At 53.2% G+C, this 21,534-nt stretch carries 17 protein-coding genes; 4 read left to right on the top strand and 13 right to left on the bottom strand.

Features of this window, described 5'->3' with window-relative positions; translation table 11 throughout:
• Positions 1–4 precede the first annotated feature (4 nt).
• The 5 genes from mazG to rlmD form a co-directional block, all read right to left on the bottom strand.
• Entirely contained in the window at positions 5–814 is an 810-nt protein-coding gene (gene mazG, locus GBC03_09720) for a nucleoside triphosphate pyrophosphohydrolase (protein ID QFS70467.1), read from the bottom strand.
• A gap of 68 nt (positions 815–882) precedes the next feature.
• Complete coding sequence (locus GBC03_09715) at positions 883–1,206, bottom strand: hypothetical protein (protein ID QFS70466.1); 324 nt, start codon at positions 1,204–1,206, stop codon at positions 883–885.
• A gap of 2 nt (positions 1,207–1,208) precedes the next feature.
• Positions 1,209–2,036, bottom strand: coding sequence for a DUF4225 domain-containing protein (locus GBC03_09710; protein QFS70465.1), 828 nt, complete (start codon positions 2,034–2,036; stop codon positions 1,209–1,211).
• Positions 2,037–2,153: 117 nt separating this feature from the next.
• Positions 2,154–4,388 (bottom strand): GTP diphosphokinase, encoded by a 2,235-nt coding sequence (gene relA, locus GBC03_09705; GenBank protein ID QFS70464.1) that lies wholly within the window; start codon positions 4,386–4,388, stop codon positions 2,154–2,156.
• A gap of 259 nt (positions 4,389–4,647) precedes the next feature.
• Positions 4,648–5,943 carry a 23S rRNA (uracil(1939)-C(5))-methyltransferase RlmD gene (rlmD, locus tag GBC03_09700; GenBank protein QFS70463.1) on the bottom strand — a complete coding sequence of 432 codons (1,296 nt, stop codon included), beginning with the start codon at positions 5,941–5,943 and terminating at the stop codon, positions 4,648–4,650.
• A gap of 57 nt (positions 5,944–6,000) precedes the next feature.
• On the opposite strand from rlmD, the gene barA reads away from it, so the two are divergent.
• Complete coding sequence (gene barA, locus GBC03_09695; protein ID QFS70462.1) at positions 6,001–8,757, top strand: two-component sensor histidine kinase BarA; 2,757 nt, start codon at positions 6,001–6,003, stop codon at positions 8,755–8,757.
• Between the two features lie 38 nt (positions 8,758–8,795).
• On the opposite strand, the gene GBC03_09690 is transcribed toward barA, so the two are convergent.
• The 8 genes from GBC03_09690 to GBC03_09655 all read right to left on the bottom strand — a co-directional run bounded on the left by GBC03_09690 (position 8,796) and on the right by GBC03_09655 (position 17,327).
• Positions 8,796–9,938: a glycerate kinase gene (locus GBC03_09690; protein ID QFS70461.1), complete on the bottom strand. Its 1,143-nt coding sequence runs from the start codon at positions 9,936–9,938 to the stop codon at positions 8,796–8,798.
• An 88-nt stretch (positions 9,939–10,026) separates the two neighbouring features.
• Positions 10,027–11,367, bottom strand: coding sequence for a glucarate dehydratase (gene gudD, locus GBC03_09685; protein ID QFS70460.1), 1,341 nt, complete (start codon positions 11,365–11,367; stop codon positions 10,027–10,029).
• A 20-nt stretch (positions 11,368–11,387) separates the two neighbouring features.
• On the bottom strand, positions 11,388–12,728 hold the full coding sequence (locus tag GBC03_09680; protein ID QFS70459.1) for a glucarate dehydratase: 1,341 nt from the start codon (positions 12,726–12,728) through the stop codon (positions 11,388–11,390).
• Complete coding sequence (locus GBC03_09675; protein QFS70458.1) at positions 12,725–14,083, bottom strand: MFS transporter; 1,359 nt, start codon at positions 14,081–14,083, stop codon at positions 12,725–12,727. Before GBC03_09675 ends, GBC03_09680 begins: the two co-directional genes overlap by 4 nt.
• Before the next feature lie 482 nt (positions 14,084–14,565).
• Positions 14,566–15,015, bottom strand: coding sequence for a flavodoxin (locus GBC03_09670; protein QFS70457.1), 450 nt, complete (start codon positions 15,013–15,015; stop codon positions 14,566–14,568).
• 6 nt (positions 15,016–15,021) lie between these two features.
• Entirely contained in the window at positions 15,022–15,816 is a 795-nt protein-coding gene (gene truC / locus GBC03_09665) for a tRNA pseudouridine(65) synthase TruC (GenBank protein ID QFS70456.1), read from the bottom strand.
• Positions 15,816–16,145 carry a hypothetical protein gene (locus tag GBC03_09660; GenBank protein QFS70455.1) on the bottom strand — a complete coding sequence of 110 codons (330 nt, stop codon included), beginning with the start codon at positions 16,143–16,145 and terminating at the stop codon, positions 15,816–15,818. The genes truC and GBC03_09660 overlap by 1 nt, the downstream gene beginning before the upstream one ends.
• A gap of 636 nt (positions 16,146–16,781) precedes the next feature.
• Positions 16,782–17,327 carry a SecY-interacting protein gene (locus tag GBC03_09655; GenBank protein QFS70454.1) on the bottom strand — a complete coding sequence of 182 codons (546 nt, stop codon included), beginning with the start codon at positions 17,325–17,327 and terminating at the stop codon, positions 16,782–16,784.
• 68 nt (positions 17,328–17,395) lie between these two features.
• On the opposite strand from GBC03_09655, the gene queF reads away from it, so the two are divergent.
• From queF to GBC03_09640, 3 genes are all read left to right on the top strand, one after another.
• Positions 17,396–18,244 (top strand): NADPH-dependent 7-cyano-7-deazaguanine reductase QueF, encoded by an 849-nt coding sequence (gene queF / locus GBC03_09650; GenBank protein QFS70453.1) that lies wholly within the window; start codon positions 17,396–17,398, stop codon positions 18,242–18,244.
• Between the two features lie 112 nt (positions 18,245–18,356).
• Positions 18,357–19,721 carry a nucleotide 5'-monophosphate nucleosidase gene (gene ppnN, locus GBC03_09645; protein ID QFS70452.1) on the top strand — a complete coding sequence of 455 codons (1,365 nt, stop codon included), beginning with the start codon at positions 18,357–18,359 and terminating at the stop codon, positions 19,719–19,721.
• Between the two features lie 507 nt (positions 19,722–20,228).
• Positions 20,229–21,518, top strand: coding sequence for an HAAAP family serine/threonine permease (locus GBC03_09640; protein QFS70451.1), 1,290 nt, complete (start codon positions 20,229–20,231; stop codon positions 21,516–21,518).
• Positions 21,519–21,534: the final 16 nt, after the last annotated feature.

Genomic DNA, 21,534 nt, shown 5'->3' with positions numbered 1-21,534 from the left:
CTCCTTAGAGATCAATTTCCTGCCGTTTTACCTGCTGCCAGACTTCTTCCATGGTTTCCAGATCAACACCCGTCATTTCCAGGCCCCGTGCCGCCACAATCCGCTCGACCTCACGAAAACGCCGCTCGAACTTTTCGTTGGCTTTTTGCAGGGCGGTCTCCGCTTTGGTGCCTAAGTGACGAGCCATATTGACAGTGGCAAAGAGCAAATCGCCCATTTCCTCTTCCAGTTTAGCCTGGTCGACCACGACCTGCCGCGCCTCGTGCATGACCTCGTCAATCTCTTCGTACACCTTGTCAACCACCGGGCCCAGCGTCGTCCAGTCAAAGCCAACATTCGAACAACGCTTCTGGATTTTCTGTGCCCGCATTAACGCCGGTAAGCTACGCGGAATATCATCAAGGGCAGAATGCTGCGCCTTTTGTGCCCGTTCGCCGGTTTTAATTTGCTCCCAACGAGCCAGCACTTCGCTGCTGTTATGAGCCTGAGCATCGGCAAAAACGTGCGGATGTCGGCGCTCCAGTTTGTCACTGATGGCGGCACAAATGTCATTGAAATCAAAGCGCCCCTCTTCCTGGGCTATCTGCGCGTAAAACACCACCTGGAACAACAGGTCGCCCAGTTCACCGCGTAGATCGTCAAAATCTTCACGAGAAATCGCGTCGAGTACTTCGTAGGTTTCTTCAAGGGTGTAGGGGGCAAGCGTGGCGAAAGTCTGTTCGTTATCCCACGGGCAGCCGGTTTCCGGGTCGCGCAGGCGTTGCATGATGCCAAGCAGGCGGTCAATTTGAGTTTTATTGATGGTGACAGTCATACAGCCTCTTTATCATCTTCACTTTCGCTCATGATAGCGTGTTGCTGGATGACTGCCATCCCCTAATATTATATTCGACAGATTAATAATCCATTCAGGGTGACGAACAAAATAACGCCGTAACGGATCGTTTCGTAATCAGTTAAGTAGTACGCTCGCAAAATACTATTGCCATAGCCGTGATAGCCCACCACATCGTAGTATCCAGTGACAATGTGAACGACACAGGAAAGCGTTGTTACAATAATAAATAAAAACCGACAAAGCGTATTTGAATGAAATTTAATGAAACGATACCACAAATAACAACCAATAAAAACAATTACCCCCATTAAATAATACAACATGACCGGTAACCACGGTTTTGAAAAGAAAATAATATCTTGCTCCATACTTAGTGCCTCAAGTCATTTTCATTATAAGCAGGCATCAATGATAAAACAGTCACTTCATCGCTGATAATCTCAAGCATAAACACAGGTTTTGTCATGCCACTCACCCCCCTAACATAATCTGTCTGGTGTGATTGGATACCAAACAGATTCCATGATCTTTCTCTCGGCGTAGGGATCCTTCTGGCCATACCATATCCTGATAGGACAAGATCTATTGTACTATATGCAATATCCCCTTGATTCTTGTCATAACCGGCCTTATTTGCTGCATAATAGTATGCTTCTCTGAGTGGACCTGAGGCCTCTTCATAAACTACAAGATAATACCCGTTCTCATAGATATTGTTCAGGCCTTGCAGAATCATTGCAGTACCCGGTACCGTTGCACTTCCACCAGTTGATACACATAGTCCCACACCGGTAGTAACCTGGCCTATGCCTGATAAGAATCCTATTATTTTGGTGTATAGCTTATATAACTCTGCGGCTCTTTTGTTTTTGTACTCCTGTTCAGCCATCCATCGTGAATAAATTTTATTATTCATAATTACCGAGCGCTGATAATTCAGAACGGCAGTTTTGTATTTTAATATTTCCTCCCCTCCCAACCATGATAGGCAATGCATCTGAATTTCAGTCTCGATCTGCCTAACCACATCAATAACTCGACTAAAGTAATCTGATTGTTTAAAGTAAAAAGGTTCTGTCATCCACAGACGCTGTGCTACAGACATGAATTCATTTTTCTGAATCTCAAACTCTTGTTTTGATCCATAAATCATAAGTGCCTCTGCTGCGGCTAAATAACATTTAAATGTTTTAAACAAAATACCGTAGAGAGTTTACTGCGCAAAAAGGGAACTTTGGGCAATCAGATAAAAATTCGGAAATGTGCCCACTTAAAAGGAGAGGCCACCAAAAAAACTTCAGTGGCCTCTGATTTATTAATTGCCGTGCAAACGACGAGCGTCAATCACATCGGGGACCTGATTCAGCTTGCTGAGCACGCGTCCCAGTACCTGCAGGTTATAGATTTCAATCGTCATGTCGATGGTGGCAAGCTGCTGTTTGGTATCGCTGCGGCTGGCAACGCCAAGCACGTTGACCTTCTCGTTCGCCAGAATCGTCGTGATATCACGCAGTAAGCCGCTGCGATCGTTGGCCTGTACGCGCACCACCAGCGAGTATCCCGCCGAGTAACTTTCGCCCCAGACGGCCTCCACGAGGCGCTCCGGCGCATGCGCGCGCAGTTCGACCAACTGCTCACAGTCTGCCCGATGGACGGAAATCCCGCGCCCCTGGGTGATGAACCCGACAATCTCATCGCCCGGAATCGGCTGGCAGCAACGGGCAATGTGATGCATCAGGTTGCCGACCCCTTCCACAACAACGCGACCATCATCTTTACGGCGGTTCTGCGGGGAATGCGTTTTCTGCTGAAGCTGTTTCAGCGCGGCGGCATCCTCTTCGGCGGCGCTCGGTTTGTTGAACTGCGATTGCAGGAAATTCACCATCTGATTCAGACGGATATCTCCACCGCCAATCGCCGCCAGCAACTCCTCCAGTTCGTTAAAGTTGTAGCGCGGCAGCAGGTGCTTTTCCGCTTCTTTCAGACTGATACCGAGATGCGACAGCTCATCATCCAGAATCTGCCGTCCGGCGAGGATGTTCTTGTCCCGATCCTGTTTACGGAACCAGGCGTGAATTTTCGAGCGCCCACGGCTGGTCGTCACATAGCCCAGATTCGGGTTCAGCCAGTCACGACTGGGGTTTGGCTGTTTCTGGGTGATAATTTCGATCTGATCGCCCATCTGCAACTGATAGGTGAACGGTACGATGCGCCCACCGATTTTCGCCCCGATGCAACGATGCCCTACGTCACTGTGAATGTGATACGCAAAATCGAGCGGCGTGGAGCCGGCGGGCAGATCCACCACATCGCCTTTCGGTGTAAAGACGTAGACCCGGTCGTCAAAAACCTGACTGCGTACTTCGTCGAGCATCTCGCCGGAGTCCGCCATCTCTTCCTGCCAGGCGATCAGCTTACGCAGCCAGGCAATGCGGTCCTCATGACCAGAACGCGCTCCGCCCGCGACCGCGCCTTCTTTGTACTTCCAGTGCGCGGCAACGCCCAGTTCGGCGTCCTCGTGCATCTGCTTAGTGCGAATCTGGATCTCAACCGTTTTGCCGCCCGGCCCCAATACCACGGTATGAATCGACTGATAGCCATTCGGTTTCGGGTTGGCAACGTAGTCGTCAAACTCATCCGGCAGATGGCGATAGTGGGTGTGCACAATCCCCAGCGCAGCGTAGCAGTCCTGCAAACGCTCGGCGACAATACGTACGGCGCGGACATCAAACAGCTCATCAAACGCCAGATGCTTTTTCTGCATTTTTCGCCAGATGCTGTAGATGTGTTTCGGGCGTCCGTACACTTCCGCCTTCACGCCTTCGGTTTTCATTTCCGATCGCAGATGACCGACGAACTCTTCGATGTAATGCTCCCTGTCGATACGTCGTTCGTGCAGCAGTTTGGCAATGCGTTTGTACTCGGCAGGATGCAGATAGCGGAAGCAATAATCTTCCAGTTCCCATTTCAACTGGCCGATACCTAATCGGTTCGCCAGCGGAGCGTAGATGTTGGTGCACTCTTTCGCCGCCAGTACGCGTTCATCTTCCGGCGCGTCTTTCACCTCGCGCAGATGGGCAATGCGTTCGGCGAGTTTAATAACCACGCAGCGGAAGTCGTCGACCATCGCCAGCAGCATCCGCCGCACGTTATCGACCTGCTCTGAGGAGACGGAATCGGTATGGGTCGCTTTCAGTTGGCGAATGGCCGCCATGTCACGCACGCCGTGAATCAGGTTGACGATAGACTTACCTACGCTTTCCTGCAGGGTATCTTCGCTAACGACATTGGCATCTGCCAGAGGGAACAGCAGCGCAGCCCGCAGCGTGTCGATATCCATACTCAGCGTTGAGAGGATTTCCACCATCTCCACGCCACGCCACAGCAGCAGTTCCGCATCCGGATGCCCCTGTGTCTGTTGCAGGCAATACGCCCAGGTTTCGGCTAAGCGTTCACATGACTGCTGGCTGGTGATCCCAAGACTTTCGATCCATTTTTTCGGGTCAAATTCCCCAGCTTTATTTAGATGTGCACTTCTTACCGCAACCATTGTCCTCTCCTTAAGGGGATCTGGCCTGTCGAAGTCGACAAGCCATACCCGTCGTCTTTCACGCTGCATTTTTGTTGGCTTCTGAGTTACTCGTCTCATCCATGAGACTCGCCCTTTCGGGCCGTCGCTCCGCGACGTTCAAATCTGTTCCTGACAGATTTGTCTTTCACCCCAGTCAATTGACTTCCGTAAGTTCCTGGGGACTCTCTCTGTTGCCGCCTCAATGCAACCCGAAATCCTTTGGGTATTAGATTTATTTTTAATGCTCAAACAACACCATTGACTCCAGGTGTCCCGTGTGGGGGAACATGTCGAGCATCGCCAGCCGCTGAATTTGGTATCCTGCGCGTAATAACGCCTCGCTATCACGCGCCAGCGTGGCAGGATTACAGGATACATAAACAATGCGGCCAGGCTGCAATTTTATAATATGTTGCATTACGCCTGCAGCCCCTGCACGCGCAGGGTCGAGCAAGACTTTATCAAAACCGTTTTTGGCCCACGGCTGTCGGGTAACATCCTCTTCAAGATTTTCATGAAAGAATGTCACATTGTGTAATTCATTTTGTTGCGCGTTTTCGCGCCCTTTCTCCACCAGCGCAGGCACGCCTTCCACCCCGACGACGCTTGCCGCCCGGGTCGCCAGCGGGAGCGTGAAATTGCCCATCCCGCAAAAGAGATCCAACACGCGATCGCCTGGCTGTACGTCCAGCCACGCCAGCGCACTGGCCACCATTTTCTGGTTCACCCCTTCATTGACCTGAATAAAATCACGCGGGCTGAAGTTTAAGCGTAGTCCGTTTGACTCATACCAGGGCGTCTGACCAGATACCGTTTCCAGTATCTCGCTTTGCGGCGCCAGATACAGAGACAGTCCCTTTGAATGCGAAAAGCGTTCCAGTTTTTCGTTATCCTGCGCAGTGAGTGGCGCGGTATGGCGCAGTATCATCAGCGTGCCACTGCCCGCCTGCACCAGTTCAACGTGTCCCAGATGGCGTATTCCCTGCAGGCTACTGAGGCATGCCCTGAGTTCGGGCAGCAACGCTTCAAGTTGGGGCACCAAAATAGGGCACTGTCTGATATCGACGATGTCGTTGGACGCCGCCTTGCGAAACCCCATCTGGAACTGCTGGGTTTTCGGCTGGAAGTTGAGACTTAACCGCGCGCGACGACGATAGCCCCACGGCGCATCGGCGATCGCCTCAGTGACATCGTGGTTCATCAGGCGCGACAGCGCGGCGCTTTTACTGCGCTGTTGCAGTTCGATACTGGCATGCTGTTGCTGACAGCCGCCGCAAATGCCAAAGTGTGGACAGCGCGGCGTTACGCGATCCGGACTATCATTCAAACGGCGCTTAACCTGAGCTTTCGCGTACTGTTTTTTATCTTCGGTGATCGCCACGTCCGCACTTTCCTGCGGCAGCAAACCGGGGATAAACAGCGTCTTTCCGTTGTGCCGCGCAACGCCCTGACCAAAAGCATCGAGGTCATTGACGGTAACGGTTATGATCTGGCGCGTCGTCACGCGCCGTTTTGCAGAGTAGAATTGCGCCATCGACGAGATTGTTCTCAATTTAACAGTGTGACCCTAATTGTCCCATAACGGAACTCCATGACCAACTACAGCCTGCGCGCTCGCATGATGATTCTGATCCTGGCCCCAACCGTACTTATTGGTTTACTGCTCAGTATCTTTTTTGTTGTGCATCGCTACCACGACTTGCAGCGTCAACTGGAAGATGCCGGTGCCAGTATCATCGAGCCTCTCGCGGTCTCTACCGAATACGGTATGAACCTGCAAAACCGCGAATCCATCGGCCAACTCATCAGCGTTCTACATCGCCGCCACTCTGATATCGTGCGGGCGATTTCAGTCTACGATGAGGGTAATCACCTCTTCGTCACCTCGAATTTCAATCTCAACCCGTCGGAAATGCAGTTGCCCCCGGGCTCACCGTTTCCGCGCCGACTGAACGTTGAGCGTCATGGTGATATTTTAATCCTGCGAACACCGATCGTTTCGGAAAGTTATTCGCTGGACGAATCCCCAGCCACTGACGCAAAAAACGCGGGTAATATGTTGGGATATGTGGCGCTTGAGCTCGATCTCAAGTCGGTCCGCTTACAACAGTATAAAGAAATCTTCATCTCCTCCGTCATGATGCTGTTCTGTATCGGCATTGCGCTCATCTTTGGCTGGCGTCTGATGCGCGACGTGACGGGGCCGATTCGCAACATGGTCAATACGGTTGACCGTATCCGACGAGGGCAACTCGACAGCCGCGTCGAGGGCTTTATGCTCGGCGAGCTGGATATGTTGAAAAACGGCATTAACTCGATGGCCATGTCGCTCGCCGCCTATCATGAAGAGATGCAGCACAATATCGATCAGGCCACCTCCGATTTGCGTGAAACGCTCGAACAGATGGAGATCCAGAACGTCGAGCTGGACCTGGCGAAAAAACGCGCGCAGGAAGCCGCGCGCATCAAATCTGAGTTTCTGGCCAACATGTCCCATGAGCTACGTACCCCGCTGAATGGCGTGATCGGCTTTACGCGCCTGACGCTGAAAACCGAACTGAATACCACGCAGCGCGATCACCTGAATACCATCGAGCGGTCGGCCAATAATCTGCTGGCGATCATCAATGACGTCCTGGATTTCTCCAAGCTGGAAGCGGGTAAACTCATTCTCGAAAGCATTCCCTTCGCGCTTCGCAATACGCTCGATGAAGTGGTGACGCTGCTGGCGCATTCGTCGCACGACAAAGGGCTGGAGCTGACGCTCAATATTAAGAATGACGTACCGGATAACGTGATTGGCGACCCACTGCGTTTACAGCAGGTGATCACCAATCTGGTCGGCAATGCGATCAAATTCACCGAGAGCGGCAACATCGACATTCTGGTGGAGAAGCGCTCGCTGAGTAACACCAAAGTGCAGATCGAAGTGCAGATCCGCGATACCGGCATCGGCATCCCTGAGCGCGATCAGTCGCGCCTGTTCCAGGCTTTCCGTCAGGCCGATGCCAGTATTTCCCGTCGCCACGGCGGCACCGGGCTGGGACTGGTGATCACGCAAAAACTGGTCAACGAGATGGGAGGGGATATCTCCTTCCACAGTCAGCCGCATCGCGGTTCAACCTTCTGGTTCCATATTAATCTCGATCTGAATCCGAATGTGATCAGCGACGGCCCGGCCACCGCATGCCTGGCCGGTAAACGCATTGCCTACATCGAGCCGAATGCCGCCGCCGCGCAATGCACGCTGGATATTCTCAGCGAAACGCCGCTGGACGTGGTCTACAGCCCAACGTTTTCCGCGCTGACCGTTGAGCATTACGACTTTATGCTGCTCGGCGTTGCCGTCACCTTCAAAGAACCGCTGACGATGCAGCACGAGCGGCTAATACAGGCGACCAAAATGACCGATTTCCTGATGCTGGCGCTGCCGTGCCACGCTCAGGTGAATGCCGAAAAACTCAAGCAGGACGGCGTTGCCAGCTGTCTGCTAAAACCCCTGACCTCTACGCGTCTGCTGCCCGCACTGGTGGATTTGTGTCGTCAAAACCACCACGAAAGCATGCTGACATCAGACGAAAGTAAAATCGCCATGACCGTCATGGCGGTCGATGATAATCCGGCGAACCTGAAGCTGATTGGTGCACTGTTGGACGATCTGGTTCAACACGTTGAGCTGTGTGATAGCGGCCAGCAGGCGGTCGATCGCGCGAAGCAAATGCAGTTTGATCTGATCCTGATGGATATTCAGATGCCGGATATGGATGGCATTCGGGCCTGCGAACTGATCCACCAGCTTCCGCATCAACAGCAAACCCCGGTAATTGCCGTCACGGCGCACGCGATGGCGGGTCAGAAAGAAAAATTACTGAGTGCCGGAATGAATGACTACCTGGCAAAACCGATCGAAGAAGAGAAGCTGTGTAACCTGCTGCAACGCTATAAACCTGGCGCAAGCGCCCCGACGCGCCAGGTCGGTGCAGAAACGATCGAACCGATCTTCAACCCGAACGCCACGCTGGACTGGCAACTGGCGCTGCGCCAGGCCGCCGGGAAACCGGATCTGGCACGGGATATGCTGCAAATGCTGATCGATTTTCTGCCGGAAGTGCGTAATAAAATTGAAGAGCAACTGGTGGGTGAAAACCCGCAAGGCTTAATCGACCTGATTCATAAACTGCATGGCAGTTGCGGCTATAGCGGCGTACCGCGCATGAAAAATCTGTGTCAGTTGCTGGAAAATCAATTACGAGAAGGCACGTCAGAAGAGGATCTGGAACCCGAGTTTCTGGAACTGCTTGACGAGATGGATAACGTAGCGCGTGAAGCGCGCAAATGGCTGTTATAGGCCGGACAGGCATCGCGCCATCCGGTCTGCCGATCGCTTCAGCGTAGCGTCTGTCCCATTTTGAGCGTCGCCGCGACGTTGCGCGCGGTCATGCGCACGTTCTCTGCGGCGCTCTTCAACGCATCGTCCAGCGTACAGATGGTATAAATCACGCTAAATACGGCATCAAGTCCATGCTCATGGACAATGCCGACATCGGCCGTCAGGCTGCCGGCAATACCGATCACCGGTTTGTTGTAGCGTTTCGCCACCTTCGCCACGCCTACCGGAACTTTACCGTGGATAGTCTGGCTGTCGATGCGCCCTTCCCCGGTGATCACCAAATCGGCATCGGCAACGCACTCATCCAGTTGCAGCGCATCGGTGACAATCTCAATCCCGCGCCGCAGTTGCGCACCGCAAAACGCGTACAGCGCCGCCCCCATACCGCCTGCCGCGCCGCCGCCTGCCAGTTCAAGGACATCCACCTCCAGGTCACGGGCAATAATCTGCGCATAATGCGCCAGTGCCGTATCCAGACGATCGATTGTCTCGGCCGTTGCACCTTTCTGTGGGCCAAACACGGCCGACGCCCCCTCTTTTCCGATCAACGGATTGGTCACATCACACGCCACTTCAATACGGCATGCGGCAAGACGCGGATCCAACCGGCTGATATCGATCTGTGCAAGCGCGTCGAGCGCCGCACCGCCCTTACCAATTTCATTCTGTTGAGCATCAAGCAATTTTGCCCCTAACGCCTGCACCATGCCTGCGCCGCCGTCATTGGTCGCACTACCGCCGAGCCCGATAATAATATGGTCTACGCCCGCATCCAGCGCATGACGAATCAACTCCCCGGTTCCCCAGGAGGTTGTCTTTAATGGATCGCGTAACGCGACAGGCACCTGCTCCAGACCGCTGGCCGCCGCCATCTCAATGAAAGCCGTGCGCTCGTCACCGGATAAACCATAAAACGCGGTGACCGGTTCCCCAAGAGGGCCCGTAACATCGACTTCAACAATGCGTCCCGTCGTCGCCTCAACCATGGCTTCGACCGTTCCTTCCCCCCCATCAGCAACCGGAAGTTTTACGTAATCCGCATCGGGCCAGATTTCACGAAAACCTTGCTCAATGGCATTCGCCACCTCGAGAGCACTCAAACTTTCCTTATACGAGTCCGGTGCGATCACTATTTTCATAAGCCGTCCTTACGCATGTTGACTCAGCTAAGCATACACCCGGTTTACAGATAAAAAATAACCGGTCCTTTTGGGACCGGTGTCTATCTTAACGAACCATGCACGGACGTTTGTTATCGAACGTCCAGTTCGGGATCAGATACTGCATCCCCATCGCGTCATCGCGCGCGCCCAACCCATGCTTCTGATACAACTCATGGGCTTTCATCACCTGGTCCATATCCAGCTCAACGCCCAGGCCTGGTTTCGCCGGTACCTGCACCATGCCGCCTTTAATTTCAAACGGCTCTTTAGTCAGGCGTTGGTTGCCCTCCTGCCAGATCCAGTGGGTATCGATCGCCGTGATCTTGCCCGGAGCCGCTGCCGCGACGTGGGTGAACATCGCCAGTGAAACGTCAAAGTGGTTGTTGGAGTGTGAACCCCAGGTCAGACCGAACTCATGGCACATCTGCGCGACGCGTACAGAGCCCTGCATCGTCCAGAAATGCGGGTCAGCCAGCGGAATATCCACCGACTGCAACGATAACGTATGACCCATCTGACGCCAGTCGGTGGCGATCATGTTTGTCGCCGTCGGCAAACCGGTAGCGCGACGGAACTCCGCCATCACCTCACGACCTGAGAAGCCCTGCTCAGCACCGCACGGATCTTCCGCGTAGGCCAGCGAACCCTTCAGGTACTTCCCGATTTTGATCGCTTCATTCAGCGACCATGCGCCGTTGGGATCCAGCGTGACGCGCGCCTGCGGGAAGCGTTTTGCCAGCGCCACAATGGATTCTGCCTCTTCTTCCCCTGCCAGCACGCCGCCTTTCAGTTTGAAGTCGTTGAAACCGTATTTTTCGTATGCGGCTTCAGCCAGACGGACGACCGCATCGGGCGTCATCGCCTCTTCATGACGCAGACGATACCAGTCGCACTTCTCATCGGGCTGGCTCTGATACGGCAACGGCGTGGCGTTGCGGTTACCGACGAAGAACAGATAACCCAGCATTTCCACTTCATTACGCTGTTGACCGTCGCCCAACAGAGAAGCCACGTTAACGCCCAGATGCTGTCCCAACAGATCCAGCAGCGCAGCTTCAATCCCGGTGACGACGTGGATGGTGGTACGCAGGTCAAACGTTTGCAGGCCACGACCGCCTGAGTCACGATCGGCAAAGGTATTGCGTACCGCATTCAGCACGTTTTTGTACTCGCCAAGCCGTTGACCCACCACCAGTGGGATCGCATCTTCCAGCGTCTTACGAATTTTCTCGCCGCCGGGGATTTCACCAACGCCAGTATGACCAGAATTATCTTTGATAATCACAATATTACGCGTAAAGAATGGCGCATGCGCACCGCTCAGGTTCATCAGCATACTGTCGTGTCCCGCAACCGGGATAATCTGCATGGCCGTAACCACTGGGGTGGTAAATTGTGCGTTCATTATTGAGTCCTTATACAAAATCAGTGACGGCCGAAAACGGGACGTTTACGGTCAAAAGTCCAGCCGGGGATCAGGTACTGCATCGGACCTGCGTCATTTCGCGCGCCGCCCGGCAGTTTTTTATAAGCTTCATGTGCCTTCTGCACTTGATCCCAGTCCAGTTCAACACCCAGTCCAGGCGCGTCGGGAACGGCAATTTTTCCGTTTTTAATCTCAAGGGGATTTTTCGTCAGGCGACAATCGCCCTCCTGCCAGATCCAGTGCGTGTCGATGGCAGTCGGTTTACCCGGCGCCGCGGCACCAACGTGGGTAAACATCGCCAGTGAAATATCAAAGTGGTTGTTAGAGTGACAACCCCAGGTCAGCCCCCAGTCGTCGCACAACTGTGCCACCCGCACCGCACCGGAAAGTGTCCAGAAATGCGGATCGGCAAGCGGGATGTCGACAGCATTGAGCATCACCGCATGGCCCATTTCACGCCAGTTGGTGGCGATCATGTTCGTCGCCACCGGCAACCCCGTGGCCCGGCGGAATTCCGCCATCACTTCGCGACCGGAGAATCCCTGCTCTGCGCCGCACGGATCTTCTGCATACGTGAGCACATCGTTCAGCCCTTTACACAGCGTGATGGCCTCATCAAGCAGCCAAGCACCGTTGGGATCAACGGTAATCCGCGCATCCGGAAAACGTTTTTTCAGCGCACGGGCGGTGTCTATCTCTTGCTCGCCAGGCAGCACGCCGCCTTTGAGTTTGAAATCTTTAAAGCCGTAGCGATCCTGTGAGGCTTCCGCCAGGCGAACCACGGCATCGCTGTTCAACGCTTCCTGATGACGCAGGTGATACCAGTCGTGATTGCCCGGGGTGGTCTCCAGATAGGGCAGATCGGTTTTTGTGCGATCGCCGATGTAGAAGAGATATCCGAGCACGGTCACCGCATCGCGCTGTTTGCCAGGCCCCAACAGTTCACAGACCGGTACGTTGAGCGCTTTGCCCAACAGATCAAGCAGGGCTGCTTCCAGCGCGGCTACCGCGTTTACGCGCAGTTCGAAGGTCCATGCGCCGTTGCCAAAGGTATCAAAGTCAGCGGCCTGATTGCCTTTGTGCACCTGCTGAACCACTTTGTTCAGTCGGGCCACTTCCTGACCGAGCACCATCGGGATGGCATCCACCAGCGTCTGGTAGATCACCTCACCGCCCGGTGCTTCACCTACGCCGGTGTTGCCGGCGTTATCGGTGAGGACCACGATGTTGCGGGTAAAGTACGCGTTATGCGCGCCGCCAATATTGAGAAGCATACTGTCATGTCCGGCGACCGGAATGACCTTCATGTCCGTGATAACGGGACTGGATTGTGTCGTCATGATAGTTGTCCTGCGACAGGTTTCAGTTCGATACGTTTAATATCACCCACCAGCACCAGATAGCTCAGTACCGCCACCAGTGCATGCACGCCCACATAGATCAGCGCGCCGTTAAAGGAGCCCGTCGTGCCGACGATATAGCCAATCGCAATGGGCGTTACGATACCGGAGATGTTGCCGAACATGTTGAACAGACCGCCGCTCAGGCCGCTGATCTCTTTCGGTGCGGTATCGGCCATCACCGCCCAGCCCAGCGCTCCGATGCCCTTGCCAAAGAACGCCAGCGCCATGAAACCGATGATCATCCACTCGACGTTAACGTAGTTACAGAACACCATCACCATCGACAACAGCATCCCCATCACGATAGGCGTTTTACGCGCAATGTTCAGCGAGCCGGTCCGACGCATCAGCCAGTCGGAGATAATGCCGCCCAGCACTCCGCCGACAAATCCGCACACGGCCGGAACCGAAGCCACGAAGCCCGCTTTCAGGATCGACATGCCGCGAGCCTGCACCAGATAAACCGGGAACCAGGTGATAAAGAAGTAAGTCAGCGCGTTGATGCAGTACTGGCCGATGTATACGCCGATCATCATGCGGGAACCCAGCAACTGCTTGATCTGCCCCCACCGCACGCTAAACGGCACTTTGACCTTGGTGTCTTTCTGATCCATGTTGATCAGCGCACCGCCTTCTGCAATATATTCCAGCTCTTTTTTGTTCACACCCGGATGCTGGTTTGGTTCGTGGATCACTTTCAGCCAGATAAAGCTGATAACAATCCCGAGGCCGCCCATAAAGAAGAACACGTGCGACCAACCCACTTCATGCGTCAGCCAGCCCATGATCGGGGCGAAAATAACGGTGGCAAAGTACTGTGCAGAGTTGAAGATCGCGACTGCCGTTCCCCTCTCCTGCGCCGGGAACCAGGCCGCAACAATGCGACTGTTGCCGGGGAAGGACGGCGCTTCCGCCAGACCGACGAGGAAGCGCAGGGTAAACAGCGCGACGATAATGCCGAATCCGCTGAAGATATCGACGAAGCCCTGTAACAGGGTAAACATGGACCAGATGAAGATGGACCAGAAGTAAACACGTTTGGAACCAAAACGGTCCAGCAGCCAGCCGCCCGGGATCTGCCCGATAACGTAGGCCCATGAGAACGCAGAGAAAACGTAACCCATACCGACCGGATCCAGACCAATGTCTTTGGCCATCTCCGAACCGGCAATGGATAAAGTGGCGCGGTCGCCATAGTTGAAGGAGGTGACGATAAACAACATCACCACTATCCAGTAGCGAGCATTTGTGCGTTTTTCCGCACTGCTCGCAGCCTGACTTAATGAACTCATTGTTGCACTCCTGAATTTTCGCGTTAGTCACGCTCACTCTGAACAGCACAACTGGTAGGGGATCAGAGGTGACGTTTCGTGTTTTTTTGCAGCTTTTATTAGGTCGTTCGCCTTGCTAACTGCATTTTTTTATAACTGGCAGGAGAAGTATAAAAAGCACCAGGTTCTTGCTCACCGTGCAAGAACCCAACATTTAGACAACGTATCACTTATGTTTATGGCAAAAGCCCAGGGTGATGGAAGCGACTTCACGGAAATGAAAACATATAACGGAAATCGCGCAGGGCTTACGTGGAAAAGGCAGGAGTGTGAAACAGGTCGCTTGACCCTATGAAAACGCCCCTAAAAACCCTTCAATAGCGAAGGCTTTTAGGGGCGTTCGCCCGAGGCTAACACGATTCAGTATTGGGTAGACTAGAGACAGGTCGTTCCCGTGCCTGGCGTCACAAGGGAGTCCCTCCCGGTAGGGGGAGGGTTAACTCTCAGGGTAAGAGTGTGCCCCAATGTTCAACCCAGGGATTGGATTCGCTTTCGGGCTCCGGGTGCTCACTGGCATCAATCAGCAACATTTCCCCCACGCGCTGTGCGCTTTGTTCCTGCAACAGGGCGTCAAACTGTTTACCGCCATTGCAGAAATTGACGTAACTGCTGTCACCCAACGCAATCACGCCGTAACGCAGATTGGGCTGAAAACCCAGTTGGTCTTTGATCCCCTGAAACAGCGGCACAATGCTGTCAGGTAAATCGCCCTGCCCGGTCGTGGAGGTGACCACCAGCGCGATTTTGTCCTGATATTCCTGCCAGTCCGTCAGTTCAGGATCTTCAAAAACAGTCGCTTTGTGCCCCTGTGCCGTCAGGATCGCTTCTGCCTCTTCGGCAACCAGCAGCGCATTGCCATACATCGTCCCGACAAAAATCCCAATTTCCGCCATGCTTAATTACTCCCTGGATGAAGAACTTATGCCTTCATCCTGACCTGCTGGCTCACTTAACTCAACCCTTTCATTCTCAGGGAGAAGTCCCTGCCAGCCAAACTGTGATAGTGCCTGCATCCAGACCGTATCCAGCCCGGCATGAATCGTCAACGATTCACCGGTAAACGGGTGCGTCAGCGAAAGCTGGCTGGCGTGCAGCATCAGCCGGTTGCAGGAAAAATGTTCCGCCGCGCTGCGGTTCTGCCGTAAATCGCCATGCTTGCTGTCGCCAATAATCGGATGGCGCAGGTGCGCCAGATGGCGTCTGAGCTGATGCTTGCGTCCTGTTTGCGGATCCAGTTCCACCAGTCCGTAACGCGTCGTCGGATAACGCCCGGTTGCCACAGGCATTTCAACGGTGGCGAGGCCGCGATAATGGGTCACCGCAGGCTGCGGATCCTTGTTTTCGCGGGCAAACTTATCGGCGATTTTATCCAGCTCTTCCACCAGCGGATAATCGAGTACCGCCTCCTCCATTAGCCATCCGCGGACAATAGCGTGATAGCGTTTTTGGATCTGATGTTGCTCAAACTGCTGTGCGAGGCGGCGCCCGGCTTCGCTGGATAGGCCCATCAGCAGCACGCCGGAGGTTGGTCTGTCGAGGCGATGGGCCGTAAACACGTGCTGACCAATCTGGTCACGTATCGTCTGCATCACCACCACTTTTTCGTCGCGATCCAGCCAACTGCGGTGCACCAGCCAGCCAGAGGGTTTGTTGACCGCAACCAGCCACTCGTCCTGATACAAAATCTCCAGCATCAGGATTCATCTTGCGCAAAAAGCGCATCCAGTGCCTGCAACGCCGCCAGCAGGATTTCACGCTGCGGATGATCGGCGGTCAGCGCCATTTCGTAGTAGGGTGCGACGGCAAACGCCTCTGGCAGCGGCTGCGCGCTGTCCAGTAAAGCATGCATACGAGGGATCAGAACCCATTGCAGCCACTCAATCGGCGCCATCGTATCCATACAAAACGGTTGGGTACTGGAAAACAGGTGGGCTTCGGGTTCATCCATCCGCCAGTGTTGATGCTCACGCAGCAGCGCTTCAAGTGCATGGAGCTGCTGACGCACACGGTCATGAGTCGTCATGAAAGTCACCTCAATGATGAAAAATCTGGCGCGAAGGATACCACCAGTAAAAAAAGAAACAAAAAAAGGGAGCACTGTAAAAACAGTGCTCCCGGTTCGTTTCGCAGCATTCCAGCTACTTTTCGTGCTCCCTGCTCATCCGTGACAACTTTTCCTGTGGTCTTGCGACCTGTTGTTCATCCTGAACATTTGCGTCCTGCACACACCACCCCGATGTGATGACTTCATCCCGAAGCGTCCTGGCCATCCTGACCCACCGACTATCCTGACCGGCTCTCGTTCTCCTTCCTGGAGGTGTCCTTTAACGCGCTCCTGCGTTTTCCTCTTCACTTCATCCTGAAGCCTTTCCCTGTAACACCGTCCTGGTGTGTCCTGCCGAAGTGCCATCATCCTGATGTTCACTTCGTTGTGCGACTCCTTGTCGACGTAGATAGAATCGCCTTTTTCACGCCGTCTTACAAGGTGCTTATAGGCAATGCCTTAAGGAAAATTTCATATGAAAGTTGACAGAAAATGATTAACTTTATGATTTATTAGAATATTAGCGATTTTTGTTTCGCGATGTCTTCCGTTATCACCTGGCGATCTCCTACAGGGCTTGTAAGAGATCTCTCACACACTGATGGGGTAAATGGATTACAGAAGAGGCTTAAGTCGCGTAAGGAAATCCGCAAGAGAAGGCGCCAGAACGGAACGATTACGGGTTCCCAGCGTTTCTTTGATCACTTCACCGGACAGATTGCAGAGTGAAATCACCTCCAGTTCATTGTCCAGCGTGGCAATAAAAAGGGTCGGCGACAGTTTCAAACGTTTCTGCGTCACCAGATGACCAATCAGGTTCTCCTGAACCCGTCTGAAATCATCCGCGCTCCAGGTCTGCAACAGCGTCAGCGTTTCACTGGCCAACTGTGCACGCATGTCCCCGGCAAACTGCGTGGTATAAAATGCATGAAGGGCTGGTTGTATCACAATATCGAAGGCACGTTCAACCGCGTTTACATTCTGTTCACCTTCAAACGGCTGCGGTTGCCAATAAACGGCATCACGGGTTGTAGAAATAATGCACGGAGAAGGCACCCCGTACAGCTCTTCGCTCATGGGCCAGCTTGCGTGTTTTTCGTGCCATTCGTTGCAGTAGCGCGTCGTAAAGTCCTTCAGGGCCAGAGCTGTCTGTTCGTCCACCGGTTTCTCTCTTCATAAAAGCCAGGATACACTTGACGCATAGTGTATCTGGTTTATGACGGTGAAACATGTCTTCTTATGAAAACCATCAGGCTCTTGACGGCCTGACGCTCGGTAAATCAACCGATTACCGGGATCTTTACGACCCCAGCCTGCTACAGGGTGTACCCCGCAGTTTGAATCGCGACCCGCTGGGATTAAAAGCAGGCAGTCTGCCGTTTCACGGTGCCGATATCTGGACGCTGTATGAACTGTCATGGCTGAATGCCAGAGGATTACCGCAGGTGGCGGTAGGCCATGTTGAACTGGATTACACCAGCGTTAATTTGATTGAATCCAAAAGCTTTAAGCTGTACCTGAACAGCTTCAACCAGACGCGGTTTGATTCCTGGGAGGCGGTACAACAGACGCTGGAAAACGATCTGCGCGCCTGTGCCGAAGGGGATGTGACCGTGGCGTTGTACCGTCTCGACGAACTGGAAGGACAACCTGTCGCGCATTTTCACGGCACCTGCATTGATTTTCAAGACATCGACATCGACAACTACCAGTTCACCACTGACTCTCTGCAGTCCGCCGCCAGCGGGGAAAAAGTAGTGGAAGAGACGCTGGTAAGCCATTTGTTGAAATCAAACTGCCTGATCACCCATCAGCCGGACTGGGGCTCCATACAAATTCAGTATCGTGGACGTAAAATTGACAGAGAGAAGTTGCTCCGTTATCTGGTTTCTTTCCGTCATCATAACGAGTTCCACGAACAGTGCGTGGAACGCATTTTCAATGACCTGCTACGCTTCTGCCAGCCAGAGAAACTGAGTGTTTATGCACGCTATACACGCCGTGGAGGTCTGGATATTAATCCATGGCGAAGCAACACCAACTTCGTTCCGGCAACCGGCAGATTAGTTCGACAGTGAATTATTTCACCATTTTGCGCGCCGGATTCCACGCGCAAGGTTGTGAAAGGTCATAAGCCAGGGCTATTGTAATCTACAGGGAATGACGTTTTGCGTCCCATAAGGAGTTTACTTGATTACACATATTAGCCCGCTTGGCTCAATGGACATGTTGTCGCAGCTGGAAGTCGATATGCTTAAACGCACGGCCAGCAGCGATCTGTATCAACTGTTTCGTAACTGTTCGCTTGCCGTTTTAAACTCCGGCAGTCTGACTGACAACAGCAAAGAGCTGCTGTCCCGCTTTGAAAGTTTCGACATTAACGTGCTGCGTCGCGAACGCGGCGTGAAGCTGGAACTGATCAACCCGCCAGAAGATGCATTCGTTGATGGTCGTATCATCCGCGCCCTACAGGCAAACCTGTTTGCTGTACTGCGCGACATTCTGTTTGTTAATGGTCAGATTCATAACGCGGGTCGTTTCCAGCATCTGGATCTCGAAAGCTCCGTGCACATTACTAACCTGGTGTTCTCTATTTTGCGTAATGCCAGAGCGCTGCACGTGGGCGAAGCGCCAAACATGGTTGTCTGCTGGGGCGGCCACTCCATTAATGAAAACGAATACCTGTACGCCCGACGCGTCGGGACGCAGTTAGGTCTGCGCGAGCTGAATATCTGCACCGGTTGCGGACCAGGTGCGATGGAAGCACCCATGAAAGGCGCGGCGGTGGGGCATGCTCAGCAGCGTTATAAAGACAGCCGTTTTATTGGGATGACCGAACCGTCGATTATCGCCGCTGAACCACCGAACCCGCTGGTTAACGAGCTGATCATCATGCCGGACATTGAAAAACGTCTGGAAGCTTTCGTGCGTATCGCCCACGGCATTATCATCTTCCCGGGCGGTGTGGGAACGGCAGAAGAGCTGCTGTATTTGCTGGGGATCCTGATGAACCCGGCGAACAAAGATCAGGTTCTGCCGCTCATCCTGACCGGCCCGAAAGAGAGTGCCGACTACTTCCGCGTGCTGGATGAGTTCATCGTGCATACGCTGGGAGAAGCCGCGCGCTCGCATTACCGCATTATCATTGATGACGCGGCAGAAGTGGCGCGTCTGATGAAAAAAGCGATGCCGCTGGTCAAAGAGAACCGTCGTGACACCGGTGACGCCTACAGCTTCAACTGGTCGATTCGTATCACGCCGGATCTGCAAATGCCGTTCGAACCGTCCCACGAGAACATGGCCAACCTGAAGCTGTATCCCGACCAACCGGTTGAGGTGCTGGCAGCAGACCTGCGTCGCGCCTTCTCCGGGATTGTGGCGGGTAACGTCAAGGAAATGGGCATCCGCGCCATTGAAGAGTTTGGCCCATACAAAATCCATGGCGACAGTGAAATGATGCGTCGCATGGACGATCTCCTGCAAGGTTTTGTCGCGCAGCACCGTATGAAGCTACCCGGCACCGCCTATATCCCCTGCTACGAAATCAGCGCCTGACGCGTAAAGCGTTTCATGAATCGGGAGCGGCTACTGCCTCTCCCGTTTTTTTTATAATTACCAAAGAGATAACGTCTTTACTTTATTAAGGTAGCTAATACATCATACAAAAATTATCGCAACGCAAACGATTACCCACCTAATGCAACCGCGTTTTATCAGTCTAAATTTAACTTAGTCATCATAAACCACCAAAAACAACGCTTTTTACAACGCAACCTCCGCATCTACCTCGCAATACTTTCAGCTGATATGTCGTTAATGCTAGCCTTCGCGCGCGTAAATTCGCTTTGATGTTTTTTTAACAGACTAATGATCCAAACATATCCATGTTAGAAGTGGATTATTGCATTTGGGATCGCGATCACTGATAGATTCATTAGTTAAATGTATCTTTCTGCCCGCAAATTACTACGGTTAAAAATTTTATAAAAATCGTCATTGCAAGAATTTCGTTTTACTGTCAGGAATTTTTTCCTGATTTTTAGCTTCCTCCAGGAGAAACAGATGGAAACCATTCAAACCAGCACGATTGCTTCGACTGAAACACGAAGCGCATGGCGCAAGACTGATACCATGTGGATGCTGGGCCTTTATGGCACGGCTATCGGTGCGGGCGTATTGTTCCTGCCAATCAACGCAGGTGTCGGCGGTATGATCCCGCTGATCATCATGGCAATTATCGCCTTCCCGATGACCTTCTTCGCCCACCGTGGTCTGACTCGCTTCGTGCTGTCCGGCAAAAACCCGGGCGAAGACATTACAGAAGTGGTTGAAGAGCACTTTGGCGTTGGTGCAGGTAAACTGATTACCCTGCTCTACTTCTTCGCGATCTATCCAATTCTGTTGGTTTACAGCGTCGCGATTACCAACACCGTTGAAAGCTTCATGACCCACCAGTTACAAATGACTGCGCCGCCGCGTGCGATTCTGTCGCTGATTCTGATTGTCGGTATGATGACCATCGTCCGCTTCGGTGAGCAGATGATCGTGAAGGCGATGAGTATCCTGGTGTTCCCGTTTGTTGCGGCGCTGATGCTGCTGGCGGTGTACCTGATCCCTCAGTGGAGCGGTGCGGCGCTGGAAACCTTGTCCTTTGACACTGCCGCGTCAACCGGCAACGGCCTGTGGATGACGCTGTGGCTGGCAATTCCGGTGATGGTTTTCTCCTTCAACCACTCTCCGATCATCTCCTCTTTCGCAGTGGCGAAACGTGAAGAATACGGTCAGGGTGCTGAGAAGAAATGTTCCAAAATTCTGGCCTGCGCGCACATCATGATGGTGTTGACCGTTATGTTCTTCGTCTTCAGCTGCGTACTGAGCCTGACGCCGGCAGACCTGGCGGCGGCAAAAGCACAGAACATCTCAATTCTGTCTTACCTGGCGAACCACTTTAACGTCTCGTTCATCGAATGGATGGCGCCAATTATCGCCATTATCGCTATCACTAAATCCTTCCTCGGCCACTACCTGGGCGCGCGTGAAGGCTTTAACGGTATGGTGATTAAGTCGCTGCGCGGTAAAGGCAAATCCATCGAAATCAACAAACTGAACAAAATCACTGCGCTGTTCATGCTGGTTACGACCTGGATTGTCGCCACCCTGAACCCGAGCATCCTCGGTATGATTGAAACCCTGGGCGGTCCAATCATCGCGATGATCCTGTTCCTGATGCCGATGTACGCTATCCAGAAAGTACCTGCAATGCGTAAATACAGCGGTCACATCAGCAACGTGTTCGTTGTCGTGATGGGTCTGATTGCTATCTCCGCGATTTTCTACTCCCTGTTCAGCTAAGTTTTTTAGCGCCGCT

It is taken from the genome of Citrobacter telavivensis (assembly GCA_009363175.1).
GTDB classification, from domain to species: domain Bacteria; phylum Pseudomonadota; class Gammaproteobacteria; order Enterobacterales; family Enterobacteriaceae; genus Citrobacter_A; species Citrobacter_A telavivensis.
The sequence above is the reverse complement of the archived record's forward strand: the minus strand, read 5'-3'. Positions and strand labels throughout refer to the sequence as shown.